Origin of the sequence: Luteimonas deserti (genome assembly GCF_013425765.1) — a bacterium.
Classification (GTDB): domain Bacteria; phylum Pseudomonadota; class Gammaproteobacteria; order Xanthomonadales; family Xanthomonadaceae; genus Luteimonas; species Luteimonas deserti.
In genome coordinates this window covers 217088-241250 of record NZ_JACCJZ010000010.1, presented here as the reverse complement: position 1 = coordinate 241250, position 24163 = coordinate 217088, and the positions used below count along the sequence as shown (strand labels likewise).

Sequence of the window (24163 nt, the reverse complement as noted above, 5' to 3'; positions counted from 1 at the left end):
GAATGGACGAGCAGCAACGCAACGCCCGGATCCGGGAACTGGCACGCGAAGTCTGGGAAGCGGAGGGCAGGCCCGACGGTCAGGCCGACCGGCATTGGGCCATGGCCGAGCGCCTGGTCGATGCCGAACTGCGCGCCGAGCACGAGGATCTGGGCCTCGACACCGGGAGTGCGCATTGAGCGCCGCGGGACGGGCGACGCCCGAGCGCCTGCGCCAGCGCTCGCGGATCCGCGAAGGTCGCCCGTTTCCGCTGGGCGCGACCTGGGACGGACTGGGCGTCAACTTCGCCCTGTACTCGGCCAACGCCACGCGCGTGGACCTGTGCCTGTTCGATGCGCGCGGCCGCGAGCAGGAACGCATCACCCTGCCCGAGCACACCGACGAGGTCTGGCACGGCTACCTGCCCGACGTGCGACCGGGCCAGCTCTACGGCTACCGCGTGCACGGGCCGTATGCGCCCGACGCCGGCCACCGCTTCAATCCGAACAAGCTGCTGCTCGATCCCTACGCCCGGCAGATCGTCGGCGAACTGAAATGGGCGCCGCACCTGTTCGGCTACACGATCGGTCACCGCGACGCCGACCTGAGCTTCGACCGCCGCGACAGTGCGGCCTACATGCCCAAGGCCGCGGTGGTCGATCCGGCGCACACCTGGGGTGACGACCGCCGCCTGCACACGCCCTGGGACAGGACGGTCATCTACGAGGCACACGTGCGCGGTCTGACGATGCGGCATCCGCAGGTGTCGGAGGGCGCCCGCGGCACGTTCTCGGCGATCAAGAACGATGCGGTCATCGCGCATCTCAAGGACATCGGCGTCACCGCGATCGAACTGCTGCCCATCCACGCCTTCGTCGACGACCAGCATCTGCTCGAGCGCGGCCTGCGCAACTACTGGGGCTACAACTCGATCGGCTTCTTCGCCCCGCACCCGCGTTATCTGGCCAGCGGCAACATCGCCGAGTTCAAGCAGATGGTCGCGCACCTGCACCAGGCCGGCATCGAGGTGTTGCTGGACGTGGTCTACAACCACACCGCCGAAGGCAACGAGCTGGGGCCCACGCTGTCGTTCAAGGGCATCGACAACGCCAGCTACTACCGCCTGGCCCAGGATCGCCGCTATTACATCAACGACACCGGCACCGGGAACACCTTCGACCTGACCAATGCCGGCGCGCTGCGCATGGTCAACGATTCGCTGCGCTACTGGGCCGACCAGATGCATGTCGACGGCTTTCGTTTCGACCTGGCGACCATCCTCGGCCGCGAGCCGCACGGCTTCGACCGCAGCAGCGGTTTCCTCGATGCGGTGGGCCAGGATCCGCTGCTGGCGCAGACCAAGCTGATCGCCGAGCCCTGGGACATCGGCCCGGGTGGTTACCAGGTCGGCAACTTCCCGCCGGGCTGGTCGGAATGGAACGACAAGTACCGCGACACCATGCGCGCCTACTGGCGCGGCGATGGTGGCCAGCTGGCCGAGTTCGCGCGGCGTTTCACCGGCTCGGCAGACCTGTTCGACCATCGCGGCCGCCGCCCGCGTTCGTCGGTGAACTTCGTCACCGCGCACGACGGATTCAACCTGCACGACCTGGTCAGCTACGCCGACAAGCACAACATCGCCAACGGCGAGGACAACCGCGACGGCCACGACCACAGCCTCTCGGCCAACTACGGCGCCGAGGGCGAGACCGACGACGCGGCGATCAACACCCTGCGCGATCGGCAGAAGCGCAACTTCCTCGCCACCCTGCTGCTGTCGCAGGGCACGCCGATGCTGCTCTCGGGCGACGAGTTCGGACACACCCAGCAGGGCAACAACAACGCCTACTGCCAGGACAATAAGATCGCGTGGCTGGACTGGGAGCGGGCAGGCAGCGAGGGTGGGCGTGCGTTGTCACGCTTCGTCGCGCGCCTGGCGACGCTGCGCCGCTCACATCCGCTGCTGCGGCGCACGCGCTGGTTCGACGGCCGGTTCGACGAGACCCTCGGGCTGCGCGACATCGGCTGGCTCGCGCCGGACGGGGCCGAGCTCTCGCCCGGCCAGTGGGAAGACCCCGAGGCCCGCGCGCTGATGGTGCGGCTCGATGGCCGGGCGCCGGACAGCGGGCTGCGGACGCCGGCGGCGCACACCACCCTGGTCATCCTCGCCAATGCCAGCTCGGTCGCCGTGCGGTTCGCGCTGCCGGCGGATCCGGACGTGCGATGGGAGGTCCTCATCGACACCGCCGATCCCGATCGCGACGAGCTGCTCGACGGCGGGGCGGTGATCGAACGTGGCGACCGCAGCCTGATGCTGCTCGGCGCGCGCCGGCGCTAGGCGGCGTCCCGGGGCGGCGCAGAGTCCGCGTGCGGAGCGTGGCGTCTCGGCCCGCATGCCCCGCCCGGCGGCCGGCTGCGGCTTGTGTCCGGCATCGCTGCGGTCGCCGGCTGACGCACGGGGACCGCGCGCGTCAGCCGGGCGCGGCTGCGGTGCGCAGCCGGTCGCGGTGCCGCCGGCTGCACGGCACGGCGGTGCCGTCCTGCAGGTGGATGCGCGCATCGCCGCTGTCGAGCGCTTCGATCGACGCGATGCGGTCGACGTTGACCAGATGGCTGCGGTGCACGCGCACGAAGCGCGCAGGATCGAGTCGCGCTTCGAGTTCGGCGAGCGTGCTGCGCAGCGGATAGACCTTACCGCGTACGTGCAGGTTGGCGTAGTTGCCGGCGGCCTGGATCCACTCGATGTCGTCGGCCGCGACCAGGAATTCGCGGCCGAGCTTGCGGACGAGAAAACGCGACGGGCGCTCGACGGGCTCGACCGGCGCGCTGTCGTCGTCCGGTGCGGCCAGCAGCGAGGCCTCGCCCTGCAGGCGACGTACCAGCAGGCGGTAGACGTGCAGCACCACGACGATGCCGAGAAAGGTGCGCGCATCCTTGAGGTACTCGTAGAGGAAGGCATCACCGAAGACATAGGTCTCGCCGTGCCAGGCGTAGACCAGGCGGCGCATGCCGACCATCAGGCCCACGTGCAGCATCGACCAGACCACGCTCGCCACGGCGTACAGCGGCAGACGTTGCCGCCAGCTGTCCAGATGCACCGGCCAGCGCCCGGTAAACCACACCATCGCCGGCACCAGCACCAGCAGCGCGATGGCGCTGCTGCCTTCCCAGCTCGCGACCTCCCATGCGGAATAGGGCAGGTCGAGTCGCTGGACGTCCATCCAGGTGGTCACGCTGTTGCCCACGCCGGACAGCAGGTACGTGACGAGCCAGTAACCCACCTCGACCGGCCGGCGGATGGCGAGGTAGCGCTCGGCGCCGGAGCGCGGCGTGGATGGACGGTCGGACATCCGCGCATTCTAGGCAGCGCGCGCAGATCGGCCTGCCCCACTCGTCCCTGCCGCCCCGCGGTCCGTCCCCGGAACCGCGCCACGAAGCCCCGGGCGGCGGAGGACCCCCGGCGAGGGCGCGCATCGTGGCATCCCCGTACCGATCGCAGGCTCCGATGGACCGCCGCCACGACCTCGACACTCTGCGCGTGATCGCCTTCGCGCTGCTGATCCTCTATCACGTGGGCATGGTCTACGTGGTCGACTGGGGCTTCCACATCAAGAGCCCGACCCTGCTGGCCTGGGTCGAATGGCCGATGGTGCTGGTCAACCGCTGGCGGATGTCGCTGCTGTTCCTGCTGTCGGGCATCACGCTCGGCCTGGTGCTGGCACGTCGCGCCCCGGCACGGCTCGTCGGCACCCGCAGCTGGCGCCTGCTGCTGCCGCTGGCATTCGGCATCGTCGCGGTGGTGCCGGTGCAGGTGTACTGCGAGGCGCGCACGCTCGGCACCATCGCGCCGGGGTTCGCCGCCTTCCTGCTGCGCTATCTGCAACTGCGGCCGTGGCCGGCCGGCACGTTCACCGGCGCCGAGTACGGCTTCACCTGGAATCATCTCTGGTATCTGGCCTACCTGTGGGTCTACACACTGGGTGTGCTGGCCGCGCTGCCGCTGCTGCGCGCGTTCGGCGGCACGCGGCTGGCCGACTGGCTGACCGCACGTGGACGCTGGCTGCTGTGGACGTTGCCGGCGCTGTGGCTGCTCTTCGCCCTGCTCGTCCTCGCGCCGCGGTATCCGTCCACGCACGCCGTGGCCGGCGACTGGTTCAACCATGCGAAATACCTGCCGGTCTTCGCATTCGGCGTGTTGATCGCCCGGCGCGCCACGATATGGACCGCGCTGGACGCGCACCGCTGGACGCTGACCGGACTCGCGCTGCTCGGCGCGACCGTCTACATGACGCTGCGTGTGATCGGCCGCCTGCTCGACACGGGGGCGATGTCGGCTGCGGGCCTGGACGCGTGGATGCCGCTGCCGGGCTGGAAGCTCGTCTCGGTGGGCGCGCACGCGCTGTACGCGTGGACCGCACTCCTCGCGATGCTGGCTTGGGGCGCGCGACTGTTGAACCGTCCGTGGCCGGGACTGCGTTACGCGAGCGAGGCGGTGTATCCCTGGTACATCCTGCACCAGAGCCTGATCGTGTTCGCTGCCTACTGGCTGATTCCGCTGCGCCTGGGGCCGCTGTGGGAGCCGCTGCTGGTGCTCGCGATCACCGTCGCCGGCTGTCTGCTGATCCACGAGCTGCTGATCCGCCGTATCCGCTGGCTGCGACCGCTGTTCGGACTGCCGCGGGCCGCACGCCCGGCCCGAGGCGCAGGTCCGGGCCATGCCGATGTATCGACGGCGCGGAGCGCGTGAGCAGCGGGCGTCGCGTGCAGACTCAGCGCGCCCTACCCGTGCGCAGGCGCCGGCGCATCCAGCCGGCACCGGCCGAGACCAGCGCCGCCGGAACCGACAGCGCTACCGCGTACACCAGGCCCGCGAGCAGCAGCGCCCCGGCGCCCGATACGGCGATCACCACCGGCACCTGGGCGAACACGACGATCGGGCCCCAGAGCCAGGCCCGCGTCGGCATCGCCGATCCGAGCATGGCCGAGACCAGCAGCGCGCCCGGATAGATCACCGTCCAGTACGCGGGCGCATCCCAGGGTTCGCCACCCTCCGCTATCCCGGACGCGACCGCCCAGTACGCGATGCCGATGAGGGCGGCGATGGATGCACCGAAGGCCACGGATCTGTTCGTCATGTCGGTGTCCTGCACGGTCGAAGGCCGTACCAGAGCACAGGTTCGCCGAACGCCGGATGATCGGGCCGCGCCTGATGGCCGACGCCGCTGTGTGTCCGAGCGCTTGCACGCATGTCGATCGGTCAGCTTGGTGCGCAACGCACGCGGTTGCGCACGCTGACGTTGCACGGGGTCGAGGCGATACGGTCGCCGCGCGCCGTCAAGCCGCGCGCGTGCGCCGTGCGCGCTCCAGATGCACCAGCAATAGCGAGATCGCGGCGGGCGTCATGCCGGGAATGCGCTGCGCCTGCCCGACCGTCAATGGCCGCACCTGGGTGAGCTTCTGCGCGAGCTCGGCCGACAGGCCACGCACCTGCGCATAGTCGAAGTCCGGCGCGATCGCCGTGGTTTCCTGGCGCTGCTGGCGCTCGATCTCCGCGCGCTGACGCTCGAGATAGCCCGAATACTTGGCTTCGATCTCCACCTGCTCGGCAACGTCGGCCGCTTCGACGCCGGGGCCGATCGCCTCGACGCGCATCAGATCGGCGTAGCCGAGCTCGGGACGACGCAGCAGATCGATGCCGCTGCTCTCCCGGCGCAGTTCGATGCCCAGCGTCGCGACCGCATCGCGACCGATCGCATTCTGCGGCGAGGCCCACAGGCCGCGCAGGCGCGCGGTCTCGCGCTCGACCGCCTCGCGCTTGGCGTCGAAGCGAGCCCAGCGCGCGTCGTCGACGAGGCCGAGCATGCGGCCCGCTTCGGTCAGGCGCAGGTCCGCATTGTCCTCGCGCAGCTGCAGCCGGTATTCGGCGCGGCTGGTGAACATGCGGTAGGGCTCCCTGGTGCCGTGCGTGATCAGGTCGTCGACCAGCACGCCGATATACGCCTGGTCGCGGCGCGGGCTCCAGGCATCGAGCCCGCGTACCTGGCGCGCGGCGTTGACGCCGGCGAGCAGGCCCTGGGCGGCGGCTTCCTCGTAGCCGGTGGTGCCGTTGATCTGGCCGGCGAAATACAGCCCCGCGACGGCGCGCGTCTCCAGCGTGTGCTTGAGCCCGCGCGGATCGAAGAAGTCGTATTCGATCGCGTAGCCGGCGCGGGTGATGTGCGCATTCTCGAAGCCGACGATGCTGCGCACGAGTTCGAGCTGCACGTCGAAGGGCAGCGAGGTGGAGATGCCGTTGGGATAGATCTCGGCGACGTTGAGGCCTTCAGGCTCGACGAAGATCTGGTGGCTGTCCTTGTCGGCGAAGCGCACCACCTTGTCTTCGATCGACGGGCAGTAACGCGGGCCGATGCCTTCGATCTGGCCCGAATACATCGGCGAACGGTGCAGCGCGCCGCGGATGATCGCGTGGGTGCGCTCGGTGGTGCGGGTGATCCAGCACGGCACCTGGCGCGGATGATCGTCATGGCTGCCCATGAAGGAGAACACCGGGCGCGGATCGTCGCCCGGCTGGATGGTCATCGCGGCGTAGTCGAGCGTGCGGCCGTCGATGCGCGGCGGCGTGCCGGTCTTCAGGCGATCGACGACGAACGGACGTTCGCGCAGGCGCGCCGCGAGGGTCGCTGCAGGCGGATCACCTGCCCGCCCGCCCGCGGACTGCGCTTCGCCGATGTGGATGCGCCCGGCGAGAAACGTACCGGCGGTCAGCACCACCGCCGGCGCATCGAAGCGCAGCCCGGTCTGGGTGATCGCGCCGCGCACCGCGTCGCCCTCGATGACCAGATCGTCCACCGCGGACTGGAAGATCGTCAGGTTCGGCTGCGCCTCGACGGCCCGGCGCACGAAGGCACGATAGAGGTTGCGGTCGGCCTGGCAGCGCGTCGCGCGCACGGCCGGGCCCTTCGATGCATTGAGCCGGCGCCACTGGATGCCGGCCGCGTCCGCCGCGCGGGCCATCACGCCACCCAGCGCGTCGATCTCGCGCACCAGATGGCCCTTGCCGATCCCGCCGATCGCCGGGTTGCAGCTCATCACGCCGATGGTCTCGACGTTGTGGGTCAGCAGCAGCGTGCGCGCACCGGCGCGCGCAGACGCGAGCGCCGCCTCGGTGCCGGCATGGCCGCCGCCGACGACGATGACGTCGTAGCTGTAGAAGTCGTTGGGCATCCGCGGATTATCGCGTGGAACGGCCGTCGACGCGGAGCGCCGGGGTTGGCATGGTTTCTGCGTACACCCGATTGCACCCGGGATGGCAAGCGTCTGAAAGGGGGACGCGGCTGGAGATTGGAACAGGGCCGGCCATGTACGTCTTGGGGAAGCGCGGGGCCGGATGTCGGGGGACATCCGGCCCCTTTTTTTGGCTCCACGTCAGCCCTGACGGGCTGGAACGAAGAGCCGACGCCCGGCGGAGGCGGAACAGGGGGGATCCGGTGATCCCCCGCCGGGTGTCGACAGGGTGTGACTTTTTCGTCGTAAACCGACGCGATGGGTCAGGCGTCGCCAGCTTGGCCCGCCTTCCACGCCGGCGCAAGCCTTATTACGGCTGAGCTTCGCGACGTGTGACCGATTGCCGCATTTCCCGACCGGGCACCGGCCGGCCTTCACCGCGGGAGGCCGGACGCACAACGTCAGCCTGTGACCGCGCCGGGCGTGAGGTGCCTTCCACGCGCACCGGGCCGGCACCCTCGAGACGTACCGGCCGCGTGCCCTCCGGCCGGCCCGGGCGCGAGTCGCCGTCGGCACGCGGCGGGCGCTGCCAGCCACCTTCGGGGCGGTCCGGACGGCCGGCACCGGGCCCACGATCAGGCCGATCGCCACGGGGGCGGCCATCCCAGTTGCCGCCGGGGCGACCGGGGCGGCCGCTGTCGGGTCGGTCGGGTCGGTCGGGTCGACCATGCCATCCGCCGCCCGGGCGATCCGGCCGCGCATGTCCCTGGGGTGGCCGCTGCGGCGGCCGGTACCCGGGCCGGCCGGAGTACACCGGAACCGGCTGCACGATGACCGTGGGCGGGCGGACATAGCCGTAGGGATAGCGGTTCCAGGTGCCGTAACCGTAGTACGGCGCGCCATACCCTGCACCTCCGTACCAGCCTCCATACCGGCTGTAACCGACGCTGCCGTAGGGCGCGCCGTAGCTCCGGTACACGGTCCCCGGCGAGCCGTGGTAATAGTCGCCACCGCTTGCGGCGCGGTAGCCATAAGTCGCGCAGCCTGACAACGTCACGCAGGCGAACAGCATCAAGGCCTTGCGGATCATGGCGGTCACCGTTCCGATCGGAGGACCAGCTTCGCCCCGGGGCATTGAATCCGCCCTTAAGCGGACCGGTGTTAATGAACCGCAGCCCGGTAGCGTTCCCGAGCGGTGGTCGTGATTCCCGGGAATGGCTCCGTTACGCTTGTCCGATGTCCGATGTTCTCCCCCAGCCCGACGACGTGCTCGCGGCCAGCGCGCGTATCGCTCCGCACGCCGATGTGACCCCGGTCCTGCAGGCCGGCTCGATCGACGATGCGGCCGGCTGCACGCTGCGGTTCAAGGCCGAGCATCTTCAGCGCGCAGGTGCGTTCAAGTTCCGCGGCGCCTGCAATGCGGTGTGGGCCCTGGAGGCGGCCCAGGCCGGGCGCGGCGTGGTGACCCACTCCTCCGGCAATCATGGCGCTGCGCTGGCACTGGCCGCGCGTTCGCGCGGGATCGCGTGCCACGTGGTGGTACCGGCGGGCGCGGTCGCGACCAAGCTGGCGGCTATCGCCCGCTACGGCGCGGTGCTGCATCGCTGCGACGCGACCCTGGGCTCGCGCGAGGCCACCTGCGAACAGGTCCGGCAGATGACCGGTGCCACGATGGTGCACCCCTATGCGGATGCACGTGTGATCGCCGGGCAGGGCACGGCCGCGCTGGAACTGCTGCAGGCGGCCGGCGCGCTCGACGACCTGGTGGTACCGGTGGGCGGCGGCGGTCTGGCGGCGGGCAGCGCGCTGGCGCTGCAGGTACGCGCCGCACACACCCGGCTGGTCCTCGCGGAGCCGCGCGGTGCGGACGATGCCCTGCGTTCGCTGCGCGCGGGCCGGCGCGTCGAGACGCTGGTCCCCGAGACAGTCTGCGATGGCCTGCGCGGGCTGCTCGGCTCTCCGAACTTCGCGATCCTCGGGGCGCATCGCAGCGGTGACGGCGCCGCGCCGGTGGAGGTCATTCCGGTGGACGACGCCGACACCGTCGCCGCGCAACGGATGCTGGCCACGCGCACCAAGCAGTTGGTCGAACCGTCGTCGGCGATCGCACTGGCCGCCGTGCTGGGCGCGCCGGCGCGGTTCGCGGGACGACGGGTGGGCATCGTGCTGAGCGGCGGCAACGTCGATCCGGACCGCCTCGCGTGGCTGCATTGAGCGTCGCGCCGTGAGTCGTCGCCGTCGCCCCATACGCACGCTGCTGCGCATCTGCCTGCGCGCGTTGCTGCTCGTTGCGCTGTGGCTGGCGGGCGTGGCCGCGTGGATCGTGCACGTGGGGAGCCGCGACGAGGCCGGACCGGCCGATGCGATCGTCGTGCTGGGCGCCGCCGCCTACGACGCCGTACCGTCGCCGGTGTTCGAGGCCCGGATCGAGCACGGTGTGGATCTGTACCGCGCAGGCCACGCCCCCACGCTGATCTTCACCGGCGGCTACGGCGGCGCGAAGGCGCGCTTTTCGGAGTCCCAGGTCGCGCGGCGGTACGCCTTGCGCCAGGACGTGCCGGAGGCGGCGATCCTGATCGAGTCGCGCTCGCGGACCACGCTCGAAAACCTGCTCGAGACCCGCCAGCTGATGCAGGACCACGGCCTGCACCGGGTGATCATCGTGAGCGATCCGCTGCACATGTCGCGCGCACTGCGCGCTGCGCGCCGGCTCGGTATCGACGCGGTCGGGTCGCCGACGCCGTCGACCCGGTTCCGCACCTTCCGCACCCAGCGCGAGTTCCTGCTGCGCGAGGTGTATTTCTTCCATCGCGACCTGCTGGACGCACTCCACGGAGCACTCGCCCGATGACCGGTTCATTCCAGGCCGCCGCATGCCGCCTCGTCGAGCGCTATTACGCCGCCTTCAACGCGGGCGATCGCGTCGCGATGCTCGAGCTGCTGGAGGACGACGTCGCCCACGATCCCAACCAGGGCCCGCGCGAGACCGGACGCGAGGCCTTCGCCGCCTTCATGCAGCGCATGGACGCGCGTTACCGCGAGCGGCTGGACGACATCGTGGTGATGGCGAGCGAGGACGGCCGGCGCGCCGCGGCCGAGTACGTCGTGCGCGGGACGTATCTGGCGGACGATGCCGGCCTGCCGCCGGCGCGCGGGCAGCGCTACGTCCTGCCCGGCGGCGCGTTCTTCGAGATCCGCGACGGCCGCATCGCGCGCGTGAGCAACCACTACAACCTCGACGACTGGATCGCGCAGGTGCGCTGATCCGGAGGCGGCGGGCTCAACCCGCGGACTGGCCGTCCGCCACCAGGGTCAGGCCTTCGTCGAGCAGCCAGCGGGTCGCCAGCACCCGCTGCGGCTGCGGCTGGTCCTTCAGCACGTCGACCATCTGCCGGAACGACCGGCAGCGCGCCTGACGGCTGGTCTCGTCGGTACCCGTGGCGGTCATGCCGAGCATGAAGCCGTCGTGCAGCAAGGTCGCGGTCACCGCCGCGGACCGCAGTACCTGCTGCGCGGCGGCTGCATCGAACGGCTGCGGCGTGCCCTGCAGCCCACTGAGGGCGACGTTGGTGAACGCGTTGGCGAAGCGGTTGCGGCTGTCCGGGCCGAGCCGGTCGACGGCACGCTGGAACGCCGCGAGGTCCCGCGGCGCGTCGGGCTCGAACAACGCGCACAGCGCGCGTGCTTCGGCAGGCTGGCGGGAGGCGTGCAGTACGGCCTGGAACAGCGAATCGATCGCGGGCGTGGAGGCACGGCGCAGCACGTCACTCCCGGTGGCCATGACCGCGGCCGGATCGATTCGGGACAGGTCGATTTCGTACTGCTGCGCGGCGGACACGCCGGGGCAGGCCAGGGCAAGGCCGAGAACGGTCAGGGAGAGACATCGACGCATCGGAGTGTCCTGCAGCCGGAAATCGGCGACTCGCCCGGAGTCTAGGGCGGCGGCGCTGAACTTTCGGTTCCTCGCGGCGCAGGCGGCGACCGGTCGCCACGGGCACGGGGCTGGTGACGCCGGCTGCGTCGGGACCCGCGAGGCGCGCCGGGACCCGCGGCGGATGCGCGGCAGCACGCCGGAAGCCTGCAGCGCTCCTGTCCACGCGGTCACGCTGCGTCTGCGCCGCCCGGTCGCGAGAACGTCGTGCCGAAACGGGCGCGGATGTAATGTTATTACATGCTATCGTGCGGCCCCAATTTTTACTGCGGGGCCGTGCTTTGACGCCTTCCATGCCCGTCGTCGACATCCAGGCACTCTCGGTGTCCTTCGCCGGGAAACCGGTGCTCTCCGATCTGCATCTGCGCGTCGAGCCGGGCCGACTGTATGCGCTGCTCGGCGGCAACGGCGCCGGCAAGTCGACGACGTTGTCGGTGCTGCTCGGCTTCCTCAGGCCCGATGCGGGCACCGTCCGGGTGGCCGGCGTCACGCCCTGGGAGGCGCCCGACCGGGCCCGCGCGCAGCTTGCCTATCTGCCCGAGAACGTCGCGCTCTACGAGCATCTGTCGGCGGTGGAAAACGTCGACTACCTGCTGTCGCTCGCCGGCCGCCGGCACACGAGTGCGGCGATCACCGAGGCCCTGCGCGCCGCCGGCCTGCAGGAATCGGCCTGGCGCCAGCGCCTGGCGGGCTTTTCCAAGGGCATGCGCCAGAAGGTCGCGATCGCGATCGCGTTGATGCGCGAGGTGCCGCTGCTGCTGCTCGACGAACCCACGTCCGGCCTCGACCCGGGCGCGAGCGCGGATTTCCACACGCTGCTCGACTCGGTGCGCGCGCGCGGCGCCGCGGTGCTGATGGTCACCCACGACCTGCTGGGCGCGGTCGAGGTCGCCGACCGCATCGGCGTCCTCGAACACGGCCGCATCGTGCACGAGGCCGAGCGCGAGGCCTTCGACCTGGCCGCGCTGCACGCGCACTTCTCCGGACGGGCGCGCGCGGCATGAGCGCATTCGTTTCGGTGATGCGCAACGAGTTGCGCGCGATGCTGCGCAACCGCACCGCGCTGGCCGGCATCGTGCTGCTGGCGATGCTCGGTCTCGTCGCCACCGTGGTGTCGCTGCACCACATGCAGTCGGCGGCCGACCACCGCGCGCGCCAGCAGCTCGCGGCGCAGGAGGCGTTCGACGCCCAGCCCGATCGCCACCCGCACCGCGTGGTGCACTACGGGCATTTCGTCTACCGCCTGCCGTCGGCGCTGGCCGCGTTCGATGCCGGCGTCGACCCGTTCACCGGCAGCAGCATGTTCCTCGAAGGCCACCGGCAGAACACCGCCAACTTCGGCGACGTGATGCAGAGCTCGATCCTCACCCGGTTCGGCCAGCTCACGCCGGCGTTCGTGCTGCAGATCCTCGCGCCGCTTGTGCTGGTGGTGCTCGGTCACGGGCTGCTCGCCCAGGAGCGCGAACGCGGCACGTTGCGCCAGCTGATGCTGCAGGGCGCGTCCACGCGCGCCATCGTCGGCGGCAAGCTGGCGGCGCTGTGTGCGGTCGCGGCGGTCTTCATGCTGCCCGCGCTGGCCGGGCTGGCGGTGATGGCGGCCGCGCCCGGCGCGTCGGTCGCGGTGGCGGCTGCGCTGGCGTCGGCCTATGCGCTCTACCTGCTGCTGTGGTGCGCGGTGATCGCGGCGGTCTCGGCGCTGCTCGCGCGCCGCCGCGATGCGTTGCTGGCCCTGGTGGCGGTCTGGGCGCTGTCGGCGCTGCTGGTGCCGCGCGTCGCGCCGGATGTCGCCTACGCCGCACTGCCGTTGCCCGATCGTCTGCAGACCGATGTCGGCATCGGCCGCGATCTGCGCGCGATGGGTGACAGCCACAATCCGGACGACCCCTACTTCAACAGCTTCCGCCAACGCGTGCTCGACCAGTACGGCGTGACCCGCATCGAGGATCTGCCGGTGAACTACCGCGGCCTGATGGCGGTGGAAGGCGAGCGCCTCACCTCGAGCCTGTTCGAACGCTACGCGGCGCACAGTGCGCAGATCCAGCATCGCCAGAACACGCTGGTGGGCGGGTTCTCGCTGCTGAGCCCGTCGATCGCGCTGCGCCAGGCATCGATGGCCGCCGCGGCGACCGATCTTTCGGCGCATCTGGGGTTTCTCGACCAGGCCGAGGCCTTCCGTTACGCCATGGTGCAGCAGCTCAACCAGCTGCAGGCCGACGGCGTGTCCTTCGCCGACGACACGGCGCAGGACGCGGACGCCGACCGGCGCAAGCGCGTGGATGCCAGCCACTGGCGGGCGATTCCGCGTTTCGACTTCCAGCCGCAGAGCGCCGGCACGCTGCTGCGCGCGATGGCGCCCGGGCTCCTGGTGTTGGCGGGCTGGTGCCTGCTGGCGCTGCTGCTGCTCGGCCGGGTGGCGCGGCGACTGGGGGTGGCACGATGAGCACGTGGCATTACGAATGGCGGTTGCTGCTGCGCTCGCGGATCGCCGTGGCCGGGCTGGCACTGCTGGTGGTGCTGGCCGCGGCGAGCCTCGCATCGGGCGTGCAGCGCATCGACAGCCAGCGCGCGGCGATCGAGCGCATTCCGGCGTTGCAGGCGACCGATCTCGCCGCGGTCGTCGCCGCGCACGGCGACGGCACCGAGGCAGGCAGCGCGGCCTACTACACCTTCCATCCCACCTGGAATCCGCCGTCGGCGCTGGCCTTCGCCGCCGTGGGCATGCGTGATGTCGCGCCGTTCGTGCTGCGCGTGCGGGCGCTCGGGCTGGAGGCGCAGATCCACGACGGCGACGTGTTCAACCCCGAACTCGCACTGGCCGGTCGCTTCGATTTCGCGTTCCTGCTGACCTTCCTGTTGCCGGTGTTCGTCCTGGTGCTGTTCCACGATCTGCGCTCGGGCGAAGCCGAATCCGGACGCGAGCGCATGTTGCGCAGCCTGCCGCTGCGGATGGGCCGGTTGTACCTGCTCCGGGCCACGGTGCGCGCGGTCGCGCTGCTGGCCTGCGTCGGCGCGCCGTTCGTGCTGGTCGCGGTGTGGCAGGGCGTGCCGGCGCTGCAGATCGCCGCCGTGCTCGGCCTCGCCACGGCCTATCTGGTGTTCTGGATCGCGCTGTCCTGGGCCGTGGCGCACCGCGGCTGGAGCAGCGCGACCAATGCGGCGACGTTGGCCACGCTGTGGGTGGCGATCGCCCTGGTGCTGCCCGCGCTGGCACACGTGGGCATCGAACGCGCGATCCCGGTCGACCAGGGCGCGGCGATCGCGCGCGCGCAACGCGAGGCGGTCAACCGGGCCTGGGACATCCCGCGCCAGGACACCATGCAGCGCTTCTACGCGCGCTATCCCGAGTGGCGCGATTCCGCACCGCTGGGCACCGCGTTCCACTGGAAGTGGTATTTCGCCTTCCACCAGAACGGCGACGATGCGGTCGCGCCGATGGCGGCGGCCTACCGCGACGGCATCGAGCGACGCTCGGCGGCCGCGTCGCGTCTAGGCTGGGTGTTGCCGCCGGTGGGCATGCAGGCCGCGCTCACGCGCATGGCCGACACCGACATGCAGGCGCACCTGGCCTACCAGGACCGCATCCGCGCGTTCCATGCCCAGCTGCGCCAGTTCTATTACCCGTACATGTTCAACGACGTGCCGTTCCGAAAGGACGACTTCGCGGACGCGCCGGCCTTCGCGCCGCACTGATCGAACCGCTCCACCCACCCTTTCTCCACCCACGCCGGCGTCGTGCCGGCGCCTGCCCGGTCGCCCGCATGAAACTGCACACCCTCAGCCTCGCCCTGCTCGCCGCGCTGCCCGTCGCCGCCCACGCGCAGTCGGCCAACACCACGATGGGCACGGTGCACGTGCACCAGACCCGCGGCCAACTCACCGCGAACGAGGTGCTGACGTCGGTCGACGTGCTCGGCGCCGAGCGGATCGAGGACAAGACCGTCTCCCAGAGCTGGGAGCTGCTCGGCCAGATGCCCGGCATCCAGCTCACCGAAACCCGTCAGGGCGCCGAGTCGGGCAAGGTGAGCTTCCGCGCGTTCAATGGCGAGGGGTATCTCAATGCGATCAAGACCCTGATCGACGGCATTCCGAGCAACGTCAACAGCGGCAACCAGCGCTTCATCGACATGCTGTTTCCGCTGGAGATCGACTACATCGAAGTCGTGCGCGGCACCAACGATCCGCGCTACGGCCTGCACAACATCGGCGGCAACATCAACTTCGGCACCCGCCAGGGCGGTGACTACACCGACGCGCGGCTCACCTACGGAAGTTTCGACACCCGCATGGCGCAGATCGCGCTCGGCCGCGAGCACGGCGAGTTCCAGCAGAACGGGTTCGTCGGCGTGCAGACCTCGGACGGCTACCGCGACCACGACACCTCGGAAAAGTATTCGCTGGGTGGCAAGTGGTTCTACGGCCATCTCGAGGACGGCATGCGCATCGGCCTGACCGCACGCGTCTATCACCACAAGGCCGACGAGCCGGGTTTCCTGACCGCCGACGAGCTCGCCACGATGCGGCGCGGTTCCAACCCGCGCAACGCCAACGACGGCGACGACCGCGACATGCGCCAGTTCGCCGTGCACATGGACCTGGCGCTGGGCGACGATCTGATGCTGGGCACCAAGCTCTATCACAACCGCTACCAGGACGACCGCCGCATCACCTTCAGCGGCGTGCCCACCGGCAATGCGCCGCGCCAGCGCCGGGTCTGGGACGAAAAACAGACCGGCCTGATGGCCACGTTGACCTGGACGGCCAGCGACGCACTGACGCTCGAAGCGGGCGCCAATCACGAGCAGCAGACCAACGCCTACCTGCGCGAGCGCTTCAACTACAGCGTGCCCACCGACTTCGACGCCGTGCCCGCGCGCGTGCAGAACGACGACGTGCACAGCTTCGACAACACCGGTGCCTACGTACAGGCGATCTGGCAGCCGGTCGAATCGCTGAAGATCGTGCCGGCCTACCGGGTGGATCGCTTCTACGGCGCCACCGCTTTGCCCGGAGGCATCCGCGGGCCGCTGCAGGACTACGGCACCATCGGCCAGCCCAAGCTGAGCGTGGTGCGCGCGCTGACCAGTGACACCAACGTCTATGCGAACTGGGGACGCACGTTTCAGGTGCTCACCGGCTCCACCGCACCGGCCTATCTGACGCCGGGCCAGGCGGCGCTGCGGCCCTCGACCAACACCGGCGTGGAAGCCGGCATCCGCTTCAGTCCCTTCGCCGGCAGCCAGGCCCGTCTGGCGGTGTGGCAGCAGGACGCGGAGAACGAGGTGTCCAACATGCCCGCCACCGGCACCACGGTGGTGCTGGGCAAGACCCGGCGCCGCGGCGTGGACGCGCAGATCGATGCGCGCCTCGGCGATGCATGGACGGTCTGGGCCTCGCACGCCTACCAGGAGGCGAAGATCCAGCGCGACGGTCGCGCGCCGGGCGTGTCGATCGAGGCCAACGAAGTCGCCGCCACGCCGCGCTACATCAGCAACGTCGGCATCGACTACCAGGCCAGCGACGCCCTCCGGTTCGGCCTTCAGGGCCGGGCCCAGGGCGACTACTACCTCGAAGAGCAGAACATCACCGACAAGTTCGGCGGCTTCGCCGTCGTCGATCTCAGCGCGCAGTACCGCATCAATCCGCGCATGCGCGTCGACGTGCAGCTGCGCAACGTCACCGGGCGCGAGTACGTCTACGCCTGGTACGACAGCTTCTTCCAGGAGACCACCCAACCGATGTTCTCACCCTCGGCCGGACGCACGGCGTTCCTGTCGCTGCACGTCACGCTCTGAGCGGTGCGTGCGGCGCGGCGGCGTTCGAGGCTCAGGCGCTGCCGCGCCTGCGCACCGGAATCGCGGCCGCGTCGAAGCGCGCCAGCTCCTCGCCGCCGTCGCGGATCGGCGCACCGTGGGCCGGGGACCACGCCATCGCGGTGATCCATTCCCAGCTCGCCGGCAGGCCCTGCGGCGTGCGGAACTGTTCGTAGTGGGCGGCGGCGGCGGCGAAGCGCGCGCGGCCGGTCATCGAGCGGCGCCGCGTGGCCAAGGCGTTGGTCGCACCGATCGCGCGCTGCTCGCGCATCAGCGACGCCATGTCGGCATGCCAGTGCACGGTGACGTCGCGATCGAGCACCGGATTGCGGAAGCCGGCCCGCATCAGCGCATCGCCGAACTCGCCGATCGACACGAACGGGCTCACGTGCGGGGTGTCGTCGGCGTGGCCGAAGGCGTCGCGCAGTTCGATCAGGCTCTGCGGACCGAAGGTGGACACCAGCAGCAGGCCGTGCGGCTTGAGCACCCGGCGGAAACCCGCGAAGGCGGCGGACAGATCGTCCACCCACTGCAGGCACAGGTTGGAGACCAGCACGTCGACGCTGTTGTCGGCCAGCGGCAGCGCGCGCAGATCGGCGCACACCCGGTCCACCGGACGCGGCTGCAGGCCGAGCTTCGCCAGCATGCCGCCTGCGCCGACCGGGGCCTGGCGCAGCATCGGCAGCGCCAGATCCAGCGCGACGATGCGCGCCTTGGGCCAGCGCGCGCGCATCGCCAGCGCCGCATGCGCCGGCCCGCTGCCGACATCGAGCACGACGTCCGGCACACGATCGTCCAGATAGTCCAGCGATTCCAGCAGCTGGGCCTCGATGTCGCGCTGCAGCGCGGCGGCGGCGGTATAGGTGGCCGACGCCCGCGAGAACGCGCGGCGGACGTGGGCAGCGTCGAAGATTCGGGTCATTTGGGCAGGGAGCGGACATCGGGTCCGTCGGCGACGGCGGCCGTCGCATCCGGAAGAAAGGCATGCAGCCGCTCGACCACCGCGTCGGCATGGGTGAGGAACGGCGCGTGCCCGGCGTGGTCGAGGGTAATGGCCGTGCCGGTCGGTGCGCGCCCGGCGGCGTCGTGCATCGCGCGTGGATCGACCAGGCGATCGCGCCGGCCGGCAAGCCACAGGCTCGGCACCTGCAGGTCCGGCAGCGCGCGCCGCAGGTCGACCGATTCGAGCAGGCCCAGGCCGTCGACCAGCACGCGCGTGGCCGGCTCGCCGCGTGCGAACACCTCGGCGCGCAGCGTGCGCAGTTCGCCGCGCGCGTCGTCCGAGCCGAACGCCTCGAGCGCGATGAAGCGATCCAGCGTGCCGCGATAGTCGCTGCGCAGGCCGCTGGCGAAATCGCGGAACACCTGGGGTGCCATGCCGTGCGGCCAGTCCCGCGCGCTGACGAAGCGCGGGTTGGCGCACACCATCACCAGCGACGTCGCGATGTCGGGGCGGGTGGCGGCCGCGTGCAGCGCGAACAGACCACCCAGCGACCAGCCCAGCCACGGCGCCGGTGGCACGACCCGCGCGAGCGCGTCGACCACCGGCTCGAGCGCCAGCGGCACGGCGCTGTCACGGCTGTGGCCATGGCCGGGCAGATCCACGATGTACAGCGTGTGCGTGCGCCGCATGCGCTCACGCAGCGGCGCGAACACGCCGCCGTGCATGGCCCAGCCGTGCAGCAACACCAGCGGCGGGCCATCGCCGACGATGTCGATGTGCAGAGCGTTCGGTGTCTCGGTCATTGTCGTCGCGGCCTCAACCGCCCTTGTCGCTGCGCAGGGCGCGGGTCCGGCGGGGGCTGCCGGCGGCAGGCCGCGCGACCAGCGCGGCGAATGCGACGATGCCGGCCGTCACGATGCCGGCGCCGAGCAGGGCACGCCCCTGGGGCCAGGCCTCGTGCAGGAACAGCGCGCCCAGCAGCGCGGCAAACAGCAGTTCGGCCGCCTGCATGGCCTCCGCGGCGCCCAGCGCCACCGGGTTGTCGCGCACCATGCCCGTCGCCTGGAAGAACAGGATCGTCGCGATCACCCCCGCGCTCAGCGCGACGCCCGCGGCCAGCCACACCTGCGGCATCGACGGCGCACCGGCCTGCTGCCAGGCGAACGCGGCGACCAGCAGCCACAGCGGCTGGCTCACCAGCGTGAGGCCGAACACGCGCTGGGTCGCGTTGAGGGTTTCGCCCGTGCGTTCGAGATGCAGCAGCAACAGCCGGTTGCCCAGCGGATACGCGACCGCGGCGGTCAGCACGCAGGCCAGCGCGATCCAGCCGGCGGCGTCGAGCCCCGGACCGCCGTGGCCGAACTGCATCAACAGCACGCCGGCGAGGATGGCCGCGGCCACCGCGAGCGCGAGGGGCGGAATGCGTCGGCGCGCATCGCGATACAGCAGCGGCGCGCACAACATGCCGGCGATCACGGTGAACTGGAAACTGCCCGCCACCAGCCACGCCGGCCCGCTCGCCGCCGCGTAGGCCAGCATGCAATAGAACAGCAGAAAGCCGATCGCGCTGCAGCGCAGCCACGCACCCGGGTGCGCGGCGATCGCGCGCAACACCGGCATGGCGCCGCCCTGCCAGGGCATCAGCGGCAGCAGAAGCGGCAGGGTGATGAAGTAGCGCAGGCACGCGGTCCACGCCCAGTGGCCGCCGCCGCTCGCGCTGGCGCGGTTGAGCACGTAGGTCAGCGTGAAGAACAGCGCCGAGGCGAGCGCGATCCCGACCGCGAGCAGCGCGCGGCGGGCGTCGGGATCGGGCCGGGTCACGCGGGTGTCGCGACGGCGGATTCGGCGCCCAGCGTGTCCCGGGCCCGCGCCAGCGCATCCACCAGCGCGTCCACGTCGGCATCGGCATGCGCCGCGCTCAGCGTGATGCGCAATCGCGCCTGGCCCTCCGGGACGGTCGGGGGACGGATCGCGGCGACCCAGAAGCCCGCCGCCTCGAGTGCGGCCGACCACGCGAGGGCATTGGCGTTGTCGCCGCAGCGCAGCGGCTGGATCGGGGTTTCGGACGGCATCAGGTCGAGGCCGGCCGCACGCGCACGCGTGCGGAAGCGCTGGACCAGCGCCATCAGCCGTTCGCGCCGCCAGTGTTCGAGGCGCGCGAGACGCACCGCCGCCAGCGACGCCGCGGCCTGGGCCGGCGGCAGCGCGGTGGTGTAGAGGTAGGGGCGGGCGGTTTCGGCCAGATGCGCCACCAGGTCGGCGTCGCCGGCGAGCACCGCGCCATAGCCCCCGAGCGCCTTGCCGAGGGTCACCAGCTGGAGCGGCACGGCGCCGACGTCGAGCCGGGCCTCGGCGACACTGCCGCGGCCGTCCGGCCCGAGCACACCGATGCCGTGGGCGTCGTCCACGTACAGCAGCGCGTGCTGCACGCGCGCCACCACCGCCAGCTCGCGCAGCGGCGCGACGTCCCCGTCCATGCTGAAGACGCCGTCGGTGGCCACGACCGCAGCGCTGCCCGGCAGCGAGCGCAACTGGCGCAGCGCGCCCTGGGCATCGGCGTGCGGATAGCGGCGCAGCCGGCATCCGGCCAGACGCGCGGCGTCGATCAGGCTGGCATGGTTGAGGCGGTCCTGGACGCAGACGTCCTCGTCGCCGAGCAGGGCCTGCAGCACCGCCAGGTTCGCCGCGAAGCCGCTGCCCAGCAGCAGGGCCGCCGGCAACTGCAGCCAGTCGGCGATCTCGCGCTCGAGCGCGGCATGGCGCGCATGGTGACCACTGACCAGGTGCGAGCCGCCGCTGCCGACGCCGTCGGTGGCAGCCGCGTCCTGCAGGGCGCCGGACACCGCGAAGTGCTGCGACAGGCCGAGATAGTCGTTGCCGCAGACATTGAGCAGCCAGCGCCCGTCCACCTCGCAGCGCATGCCGTCGCGGCGCGTGACCACGCGCCGCCGGCGGCGGCCGTGCACCGCGTCCCGGGCCTCGCGGGCCTGCCGCGCACGCTCGCGCAGGTCGGGCCGGTCAGGCGCCATGACGCGACCAGATCGCCAACGTGCCCAGGGCGACCGCCGGCAATGCGACCAGGCCGTTGATCGCCACGCCCACGCGCCCCGGGGCGCCGAGCTGCATGCGCCGGGCGTCCTGGGCATCGGCCACGCTCTTGTGCGACAGCACCACCACCGCGGCGAACAGTGCCGCCGCGAAGCCGAGCCCGGCGTCCCCGTCGCGCACGTAGACGAACACCGCCCACACCAGAACACCCATGGCGGCCAGGCGCGCCAGGGCGAGCGGCTTCGACTGGCCGGCGCGCAGCATCAGCGCGAACCCGCTCAGGCCGACCAGCGCCAGCAGCACCACGTAGGCCCAGGCGGCCCAGGGCATCACGCTGCGCAGCTCCGTGGATGCTGCGGCAGCTCGACGATGTCCGCATGCACCGTGCCGGGCCGGTCGTGGTGCTCGGCATCCACGTGCACCTGCATGGGGCGCAGACCGAGCCGCTGGAACAGCGCCATGTCGCGTTCGGTGTCCGGATTGCCGGTGGTCAGCAGCTGCTCGCCGTAGAAGATGGAGTTGGCGCCGGCGAGAAAGCACATCGCCTGCAGCTCGTCGCTCATGTCCTGCCGGCCGGCCGACAGGCGCACCATCGACCGCGGCATCAGGATGCGGGCGACGGCGATCGTACGCACGAAATCGAAGGGATCGATCGCCTCGGTGCCGTGCAGCGGCGTGCCTTCCACCTGCACCAGCCGGTTGATCGGCACCGAATCGGGATGCACCGGCAGGTTCGCCAGCGTGCGCAGCAGACCGGCGCGCTGGCGCCCGGTCTCGCCCATGCCCACGATGCCGCCGCAGCAGGTCTTCAGGCCGGCATCGCGCACGTGTTCGAGCGTGTCGAAGCGGTCCTGGATCTCGCGCGTGTGGATGATCGCGTCGTAGTACTCGGGATCGGTGTCGATGTTGTGGTTGTAGTAGTCCAGGCCCGCGTCCTTGAGCGCGCGCGCCTGCGGGCCGCTGAGCATGCCGAGCGTCGCGCAGGTCTCCATGCCCAGCGCCTTGACCTCGCGGATCATCGCCGCGACCTTCGGAATGTCGCGGTCCTTCGGCGAGCGCCAGGCCGCGCCCATGCAGAAGCGCGACGCACCCGCGGCCTTGGCCTGGCGGGCCTTCTCCAGCACCGCCTCGGTCTCCATCAGCTTCGTCGCCTCGACACCGGTGTGATAGCGCTGCGCCTGCGGGCAGTAGCTGCAATCCTCCGGGCAGCCGCCGGTCTTCACCGACAGCAGGGTGCTGATCTGCACCTCGGCCGGATCGAAATGCTGACGGTGCACGGCGGCCGCGCGGAACAGCAGGTCGGTCAGCGGCAGCGCGAACAGCGCTTCGATCTCGCCGCGCGACCAGTCGTGGCGCAGGACGGTGGGCTCGCGGGTGGGGCTGACAGCGGACATGGCGATTCACCGACGGATGGCGCGGAGCAAGAGCGGCAGTCTGGAAAGCATGCCCCACCCTGTCAACCTGACGTCCCGGCCCGCGGTTGACGCCGGCTGGCGCCGTCATCTGCGGCGGCTGCTCGTCTGCCGCTGCCTCGTTTGCCGCGAGCCGGCCGCGGACGGCCACGATCTGTGTCCCGCGTGCCTGGCCGCGTTGCCGTGGTCACCACCCGCGTGCCGCCATTGCGCGATCCCCCTGGCCGCAGGCGTGGATACGGTATGCGGCGATTGCCTGCGCCGGCCACCGACGCTGCACGCGGTGCACGCGGCCTTCCTCTACGGATTTCCGGTCGACCGGCTGCTGCCGCGCTTCAAGTTCCACCACGATCTGGCCGCCGGCGCCCTGCTCGCCTGTTGCATGGCCGATGCGTTCAGGAGCGCGGAACGGCCGCAGCTGCTGGTACCGGTGCCGCTGCATCCCGGCAGGCTGCGCCGTCGCGGGTACGACCAGGCCCTGGAACTGGCGCGGCCGCTCGGCCGGGGCCTCGGCGTGCCGGTCCACGACGGGCTGCTGCGCCGCCGCCGTGCGACGGCCGCCCAGTCGGAGCTGGATGCCGACGCCCGGCGGCGCAATGTCCGCAATGCGTTCGAGGCGACCCTCCGCGATCCGGCGCCAGGACATGTGGCCCTGGTCGACGACGTCATGACCACCGGCGCCACGCTGCATGCGGCCGCGACCGCGCTGCGCCGCGCGGGCGTGACCCGGGTCGACGCGTGGGTGTGCGCACGCGTGCGCTGATCGGGCCGGCCGTGCCGGTCAGACCAGCAGGAGGGTGGCCGGCGGCAGCGCATAGTGCGCGGCGATGCCGGCGAAGACCGCCATGCCGACCCAATGGTTGTGCAGAAATGCCCGGAAGCAGGCAGCGCGCTCACGCGTGCGGGCGATGGCGAACTGCCAGGCCACCAGACACGACGCGGCGGCAAGACCGAGCCAGTAGTTCGCCCCCAGCGCCGCCTCCCGCCCGGCCAGCGCCAATGCGATGAAGGCCAGCGCGTACAGCACGCCCTGCGCGACGAGGTCGAGATCGCCGAACAGGATCGCGGTCGACTTCGAACCGGCACGGATGTCGTCGTCGCGGTCGACCATCGCATACCAGGTGTCGTAGGCCGTCGCCCAGAAGATGTTGGCCACGAACAGCACCCAGCCCAGCGGCGGCACCGTACCCTGCACCGCGGCGAACGCCATCGGGATGGCCCAGCCGAACGAGATGCCCAGATAGACCTGCGGCAGGTAGGTGTAGCGCTTGAGGTAGGGGTAGCTGGCGGCGAGGAACACGCCGACCACGCTCATCGCGATGGTCAGCGTGTTCATCGTCAACACGAGCGCGAAGGCCACCAGCATCAGCGCCGCGAACAGCACCAGGGCCTCGCGTCCGCGCACCGCGCCGCTGGCCAGCGGCCGGTCCCGCGTGCGCTCGACCTGCGGATCGAGCCAGCGGTCGGCGTAATCGTTGATGACGCAGCCGGCCGACCGGGTCAGCCAGACGCCGGCGCTGAACACCACCAGCGTCCACAACGGCGGAACGCCTTCGGCGGCGATCCACAGGGCCCACCAGGTCGGCCACAGCAGCAGCAGCCAGCCGATCGGGCGATCGCCGCGGACGAGTGTCCAGTACTGCCTCAGCCGTGCGCGCCAGGGCGGGACGATGGGATCCGAATAGCGTTCGTAGTCGTGCATCGCCGCGGAAGGATATCAGCCTGACATGCGGCGCCCGGGGCCGTGTCATCGCGGTATCCGCGCACTGCCGCACGCCGGACATGGAGCGATCCCAGCATGACCGGACTCCACCAG

The 24163-nt window shown here is 71.0% G+C and carries 22 protein-coding genes; 11 read left to right on the top strand and 11 right to left on the bottom strand.

The window, feature by feature from the left end; genetic code table 11:
* Positions 1-2 precede the first annotated feature (2 nt).
* Together H0E82_RS04640 and glgX are read left to right on the top strand one after the other, a co-directional pair.
* The gene (locus H0E82_RS04640; protein ID WP_180544266.1) at positions 3-179 is read left to right on the top strand and encodes a DUF2934 domain-containing protein; all 177 of its coding nucleotides are present in this window, start codon (positions 3-5) and stop codon (positions 177-179) included.
* Positions 176-2317 carry a glycogen debranching protein GlgX gene (gene glgX / locus H0E82_RS04635; protein ID WP_425600313.1) on the top strand — a complete coding sequence of 714 codons (2142 nt, stop codon included), beginning with the start codon at positions 176-178 and terminating at the stop codon, positions 2315-2317. The genes H0E82_RS04640 and glgX overlap by 4 nt, the downstream gene beginning before the upstream one ends.
* A gap of 133 nt (positions 2318-2450) precedes the next feature.
* Here glgX and H0E82_RS04630 read toward each other — a convergent pair whose 3' ends face one another.
* On the bottom strand, positions 2451-3329 hold the full coding sequence (locus H0E82_RS04630) for a LytTR family DNA-binding domain-containing protein (RefSeq protein WP_180544264.1): 879 nt from the start codon (positions 3327-3329) through the stop codon (positions 2451-2453).
* Positions 3330-3484: 155 nt separating this feature from the next.
* Here H0E82_RS04630 and H0E82_RS04625 point away from each other — a divergent pair, with 155 nt between their 5' ends.
* Complete coding sequence (locus H0E82_RS04625) at positions 3485-4726, top strand: acyltransferase family protein (RefSeq protein ID WP_180544262.1); 1242 nt, start codon at positions 3485-3487, stop codon at positions 4724-4726.
* Positions 4727-4748: 22 nt separating this feature from the next.
* On the opposite strand, the gene H0E82_RS04620 is transcribed toward H0E82_RS04625, so the two are convergent.
* Entirely contained in the window at positions 4749-5114 is a 366-nt protein-coding gene (locus tag H0E82_RS04620; RefSeq protein WP_180544260.1) for a hypothetical protein, read from the bottom strand.
* Between the two features lie 199 nt (positions 5115-5313).
* A complete protein-coding gene (gene mnmG / locus H0E82_RS04615) occupies positions 5314-7203 on the bottom strand; it encodes a tRNA uridine-5-carboxymethylaminomethyl(34) synthesis enzyme MnmG (protein ID WP_180544258.1) in 1890 nt (629 codons plus the stop codon).
* A gap of 1236 nt (positions 7204-8439) precedes the next feature.
* On the opposite strand from mnmG, the gene H0E82_RS04610 reads away from it, so the two are divergent.
* From H0E82_RS04610 to H0E82_RS04600, 3 genes are read left to right on the top strand one after another with little or no spacing between them, the layout of a single operon-like run.
* On the top strand, positions 8440-9417 hold the full coding sequence (locus H0E82_RS04610; protein ID WP_180544256.1) for a pyridoxal-phosphate dependent enzyme: 978 nt from the start codon (positions 8440-8442) through the stop codon (positions 9415-9417).
* 10 nt (positions 9418-9427) lie between these two features.
* The gene (locus H0E82_RS04605) at positions 9428-10054 is read left to right on the top strand and encodes a YdcF family protein (protein WP_180544254.1); all 627 of its coding nucleotides are present in this window, start codon (positions 9428-9430) and stop codon (positions 10052-10054) included.
* Positions 10051-10467, top strand: a complete 417-nt coding sequence (locus tag H0E82_RS04600) for a ketosteroid isomerase-related protein (protein ID WP_180544252.1) — start codon at positions 10051-10053, stop codon at positions 10465-10467. Before H0E82_RS04605 ends, H0E82_RS04600 begins: the two co-directional genes overlap by 4 nt.
* Positions 10468-10483: 16 nt before the next feature.
* On the opposite strand, the gene H0E82_RS04595 is transcribed toward H0E82_RS04600, so the two are convergent.
* A complete protein-coding gene (locus tag H0E82_RS04595) occupies positions 10484-11095 on the bottom strand; it encodes a hypothetical protein (RefSeq protein ID WP_180544250.1) in 612 nt (203 codons plus the stop codon).
* 332 nt (positions 11096-11427) lie between these two features.
* On the opposite strand from H0E82_RS04595, the gene H0E82_RS04590 reads away from it, so the two are divergent.
* The 4 genes from H0E82_RS04590 to H0E82_RS04575 all read left to right on the top strand — a co-directional run bounded on the left by H0E82_RS04590 (position 11428) and on the right by H0E82_RS04575 (position 16926).
* Positions 11428-12138, top strand: coding sequence for an ABC transporter ATP-binding protein (locus tag H0E82_RS04590; RefSeq protein WP_180544248.1), 711 nt, complete (start codon positions 11428-11430; stop codon positions 12136-12138).
* Positions 12135-13574 carry a DUF3526 domain-containing protein gene (locus H0E82_RS04585; protein WP_180544246.1) on the top strand — a complete coding sequence of 480 codons (1440 nt, stop codon included), beginning with the start codon at positions 12135-12137 and terminating at the stop codon, positions 13572-13574. Before H0E82_RS04590 ends, H0E82_RS04585 begins: the two co-directional genes overlap by 4 nt.
* Entirely contained in the window at positions 13571-14824 is a 1254-nt protein-coding gene (locus H0E82_RS04580) for an ABC transporter permease (protein WP_180544244.1), read from the top strand. Before H0E82_RS04585 ends, H0E82_RS04580 begins: the two co-directional genes overlap by 4 nt.
* Positions 14825-14892: 68 nt before the next feature.
* Positions 14893-16926 (top strand): TonB-dependent receptor, encoded by a 2034-nt coding sequence (locus H0E82_RS04575; RefSeq protein WP_180544242.1) that lies wholly within the window; start codon positions 14893-14895, stop codon positions 16924-16926.
* Positions 16927-16957: 31 nt separating this feature from the next.
* Here the strand turns inward: H0E82_RS04575 and bioC are convergent, their stop codons facing one another.
* Genes bioC through bioB form a run of 6 tightly spaced genes read right to left on the bottom strand, consistent with a single transcriptional unit; the run spans position 16958 to position 22329 of the window.
* Positions 16958-17866, bottom strand: a complete 909-nt coding sequence (gene bioC, locus H0E82_RS04570) for a malonyl-ACP O-methyltransferase BioC (RefSeq protein WP_180544240.1) — start codon at positions 17864-17866, stop codon at positions 16958-16960.
* Positions 17863-18669, bottom strand: a complete 807-nt coding sequence (bioH, locus tag H0E82_RS04565) for a pimeloyl-ACP methyl ester esterase BioH (protein ID WP_180544346.1) — start codon at positions 18667-18669, stop codon at positions 17863-17865. Before bioH ends, bioC begins: the two co-directional genes overlap by 4 nt.
* Positions 18670-18703: 34 nt before the next feature.
* Positions 18704-19708, bottom strand: coding sequence for a multidrug resistance efflux transporter family protein (locus H0E82_RS04560; protein ID WP_180544238.1), 1005 nt, complete (start codon positions 19706-19708; stop codon positions 18704-18706).
* Entirely contained in the window at positions 19705-20916 is a 1212-nt protein-coding gene (gene bioF / locus H0E82_RS04555; protein WP_235974168.1) for an 8-amino-7-oxononanoate synthase, read from the bottom strand. The genes H0E82_RS04560 and bioF overlap by 4 nt, the downstream gene beginning before the upstream one ends.
* Positions 20906-21268, bottom strand: a complete 363-nt coding sequence (locus tag H0E82_RS16765; protein WP_235974167.1) for a hypothetical protein — start codon at positions 21266-21268, stop codon at positions 20906-20908. The genes bioF and H0E82_RS16765 overlap by 11 nt, the downstream gene beginning before the upstream one ends.
* Complete coding sequence (gene bioB / locus H0E82_RS04550; RefSeq protein ID WP_180544234.1) at positions 21265-22329, bottom strand: biotin synthase BioB; 1065 nt, start codon at positions 22327-22329, stop codon at positions 21265-21267. Before bioB ends, H0E82_RS16765 begins: the two co-directional genes overlap by 4 nt.
* A gap of 49 nt (positions 22330-22378) precedes the next feature.
* On the opposite strand from bioB, the gene H0E82_RS04545 reads away from it, so the two are divergent.
* Positions 22379-23110: a ComFC family protein gene (locus tag H0E82_RS04545; RefSeq protein ID WP_180544232.1), complete on the top strand. Its 732-nt coding sequence runs from the start codon at positions 22379-22381 to the stop codon at positions 23108-23110.
* A gap of 18 nt (positions 23111-23128) precedes the next feature.
* Here the strand turns inward: H0E82_RS04545 and ubiA are convergent, their stop codons facing one another.
* On the bottom strand, positions 23129-24049 hold the full coding sequence (gene ubiA, locus H0E82_RS04540; RefSeq protein WP_180544230.1) for a 4-hydroxybenzoate octaprenyltransferase: 921 nt from the start codon (positions 24047-24049) through the stop codon (positions 23129-23131).
* Positions 24050-24163 lie beyond the last annotated feature (114 nt).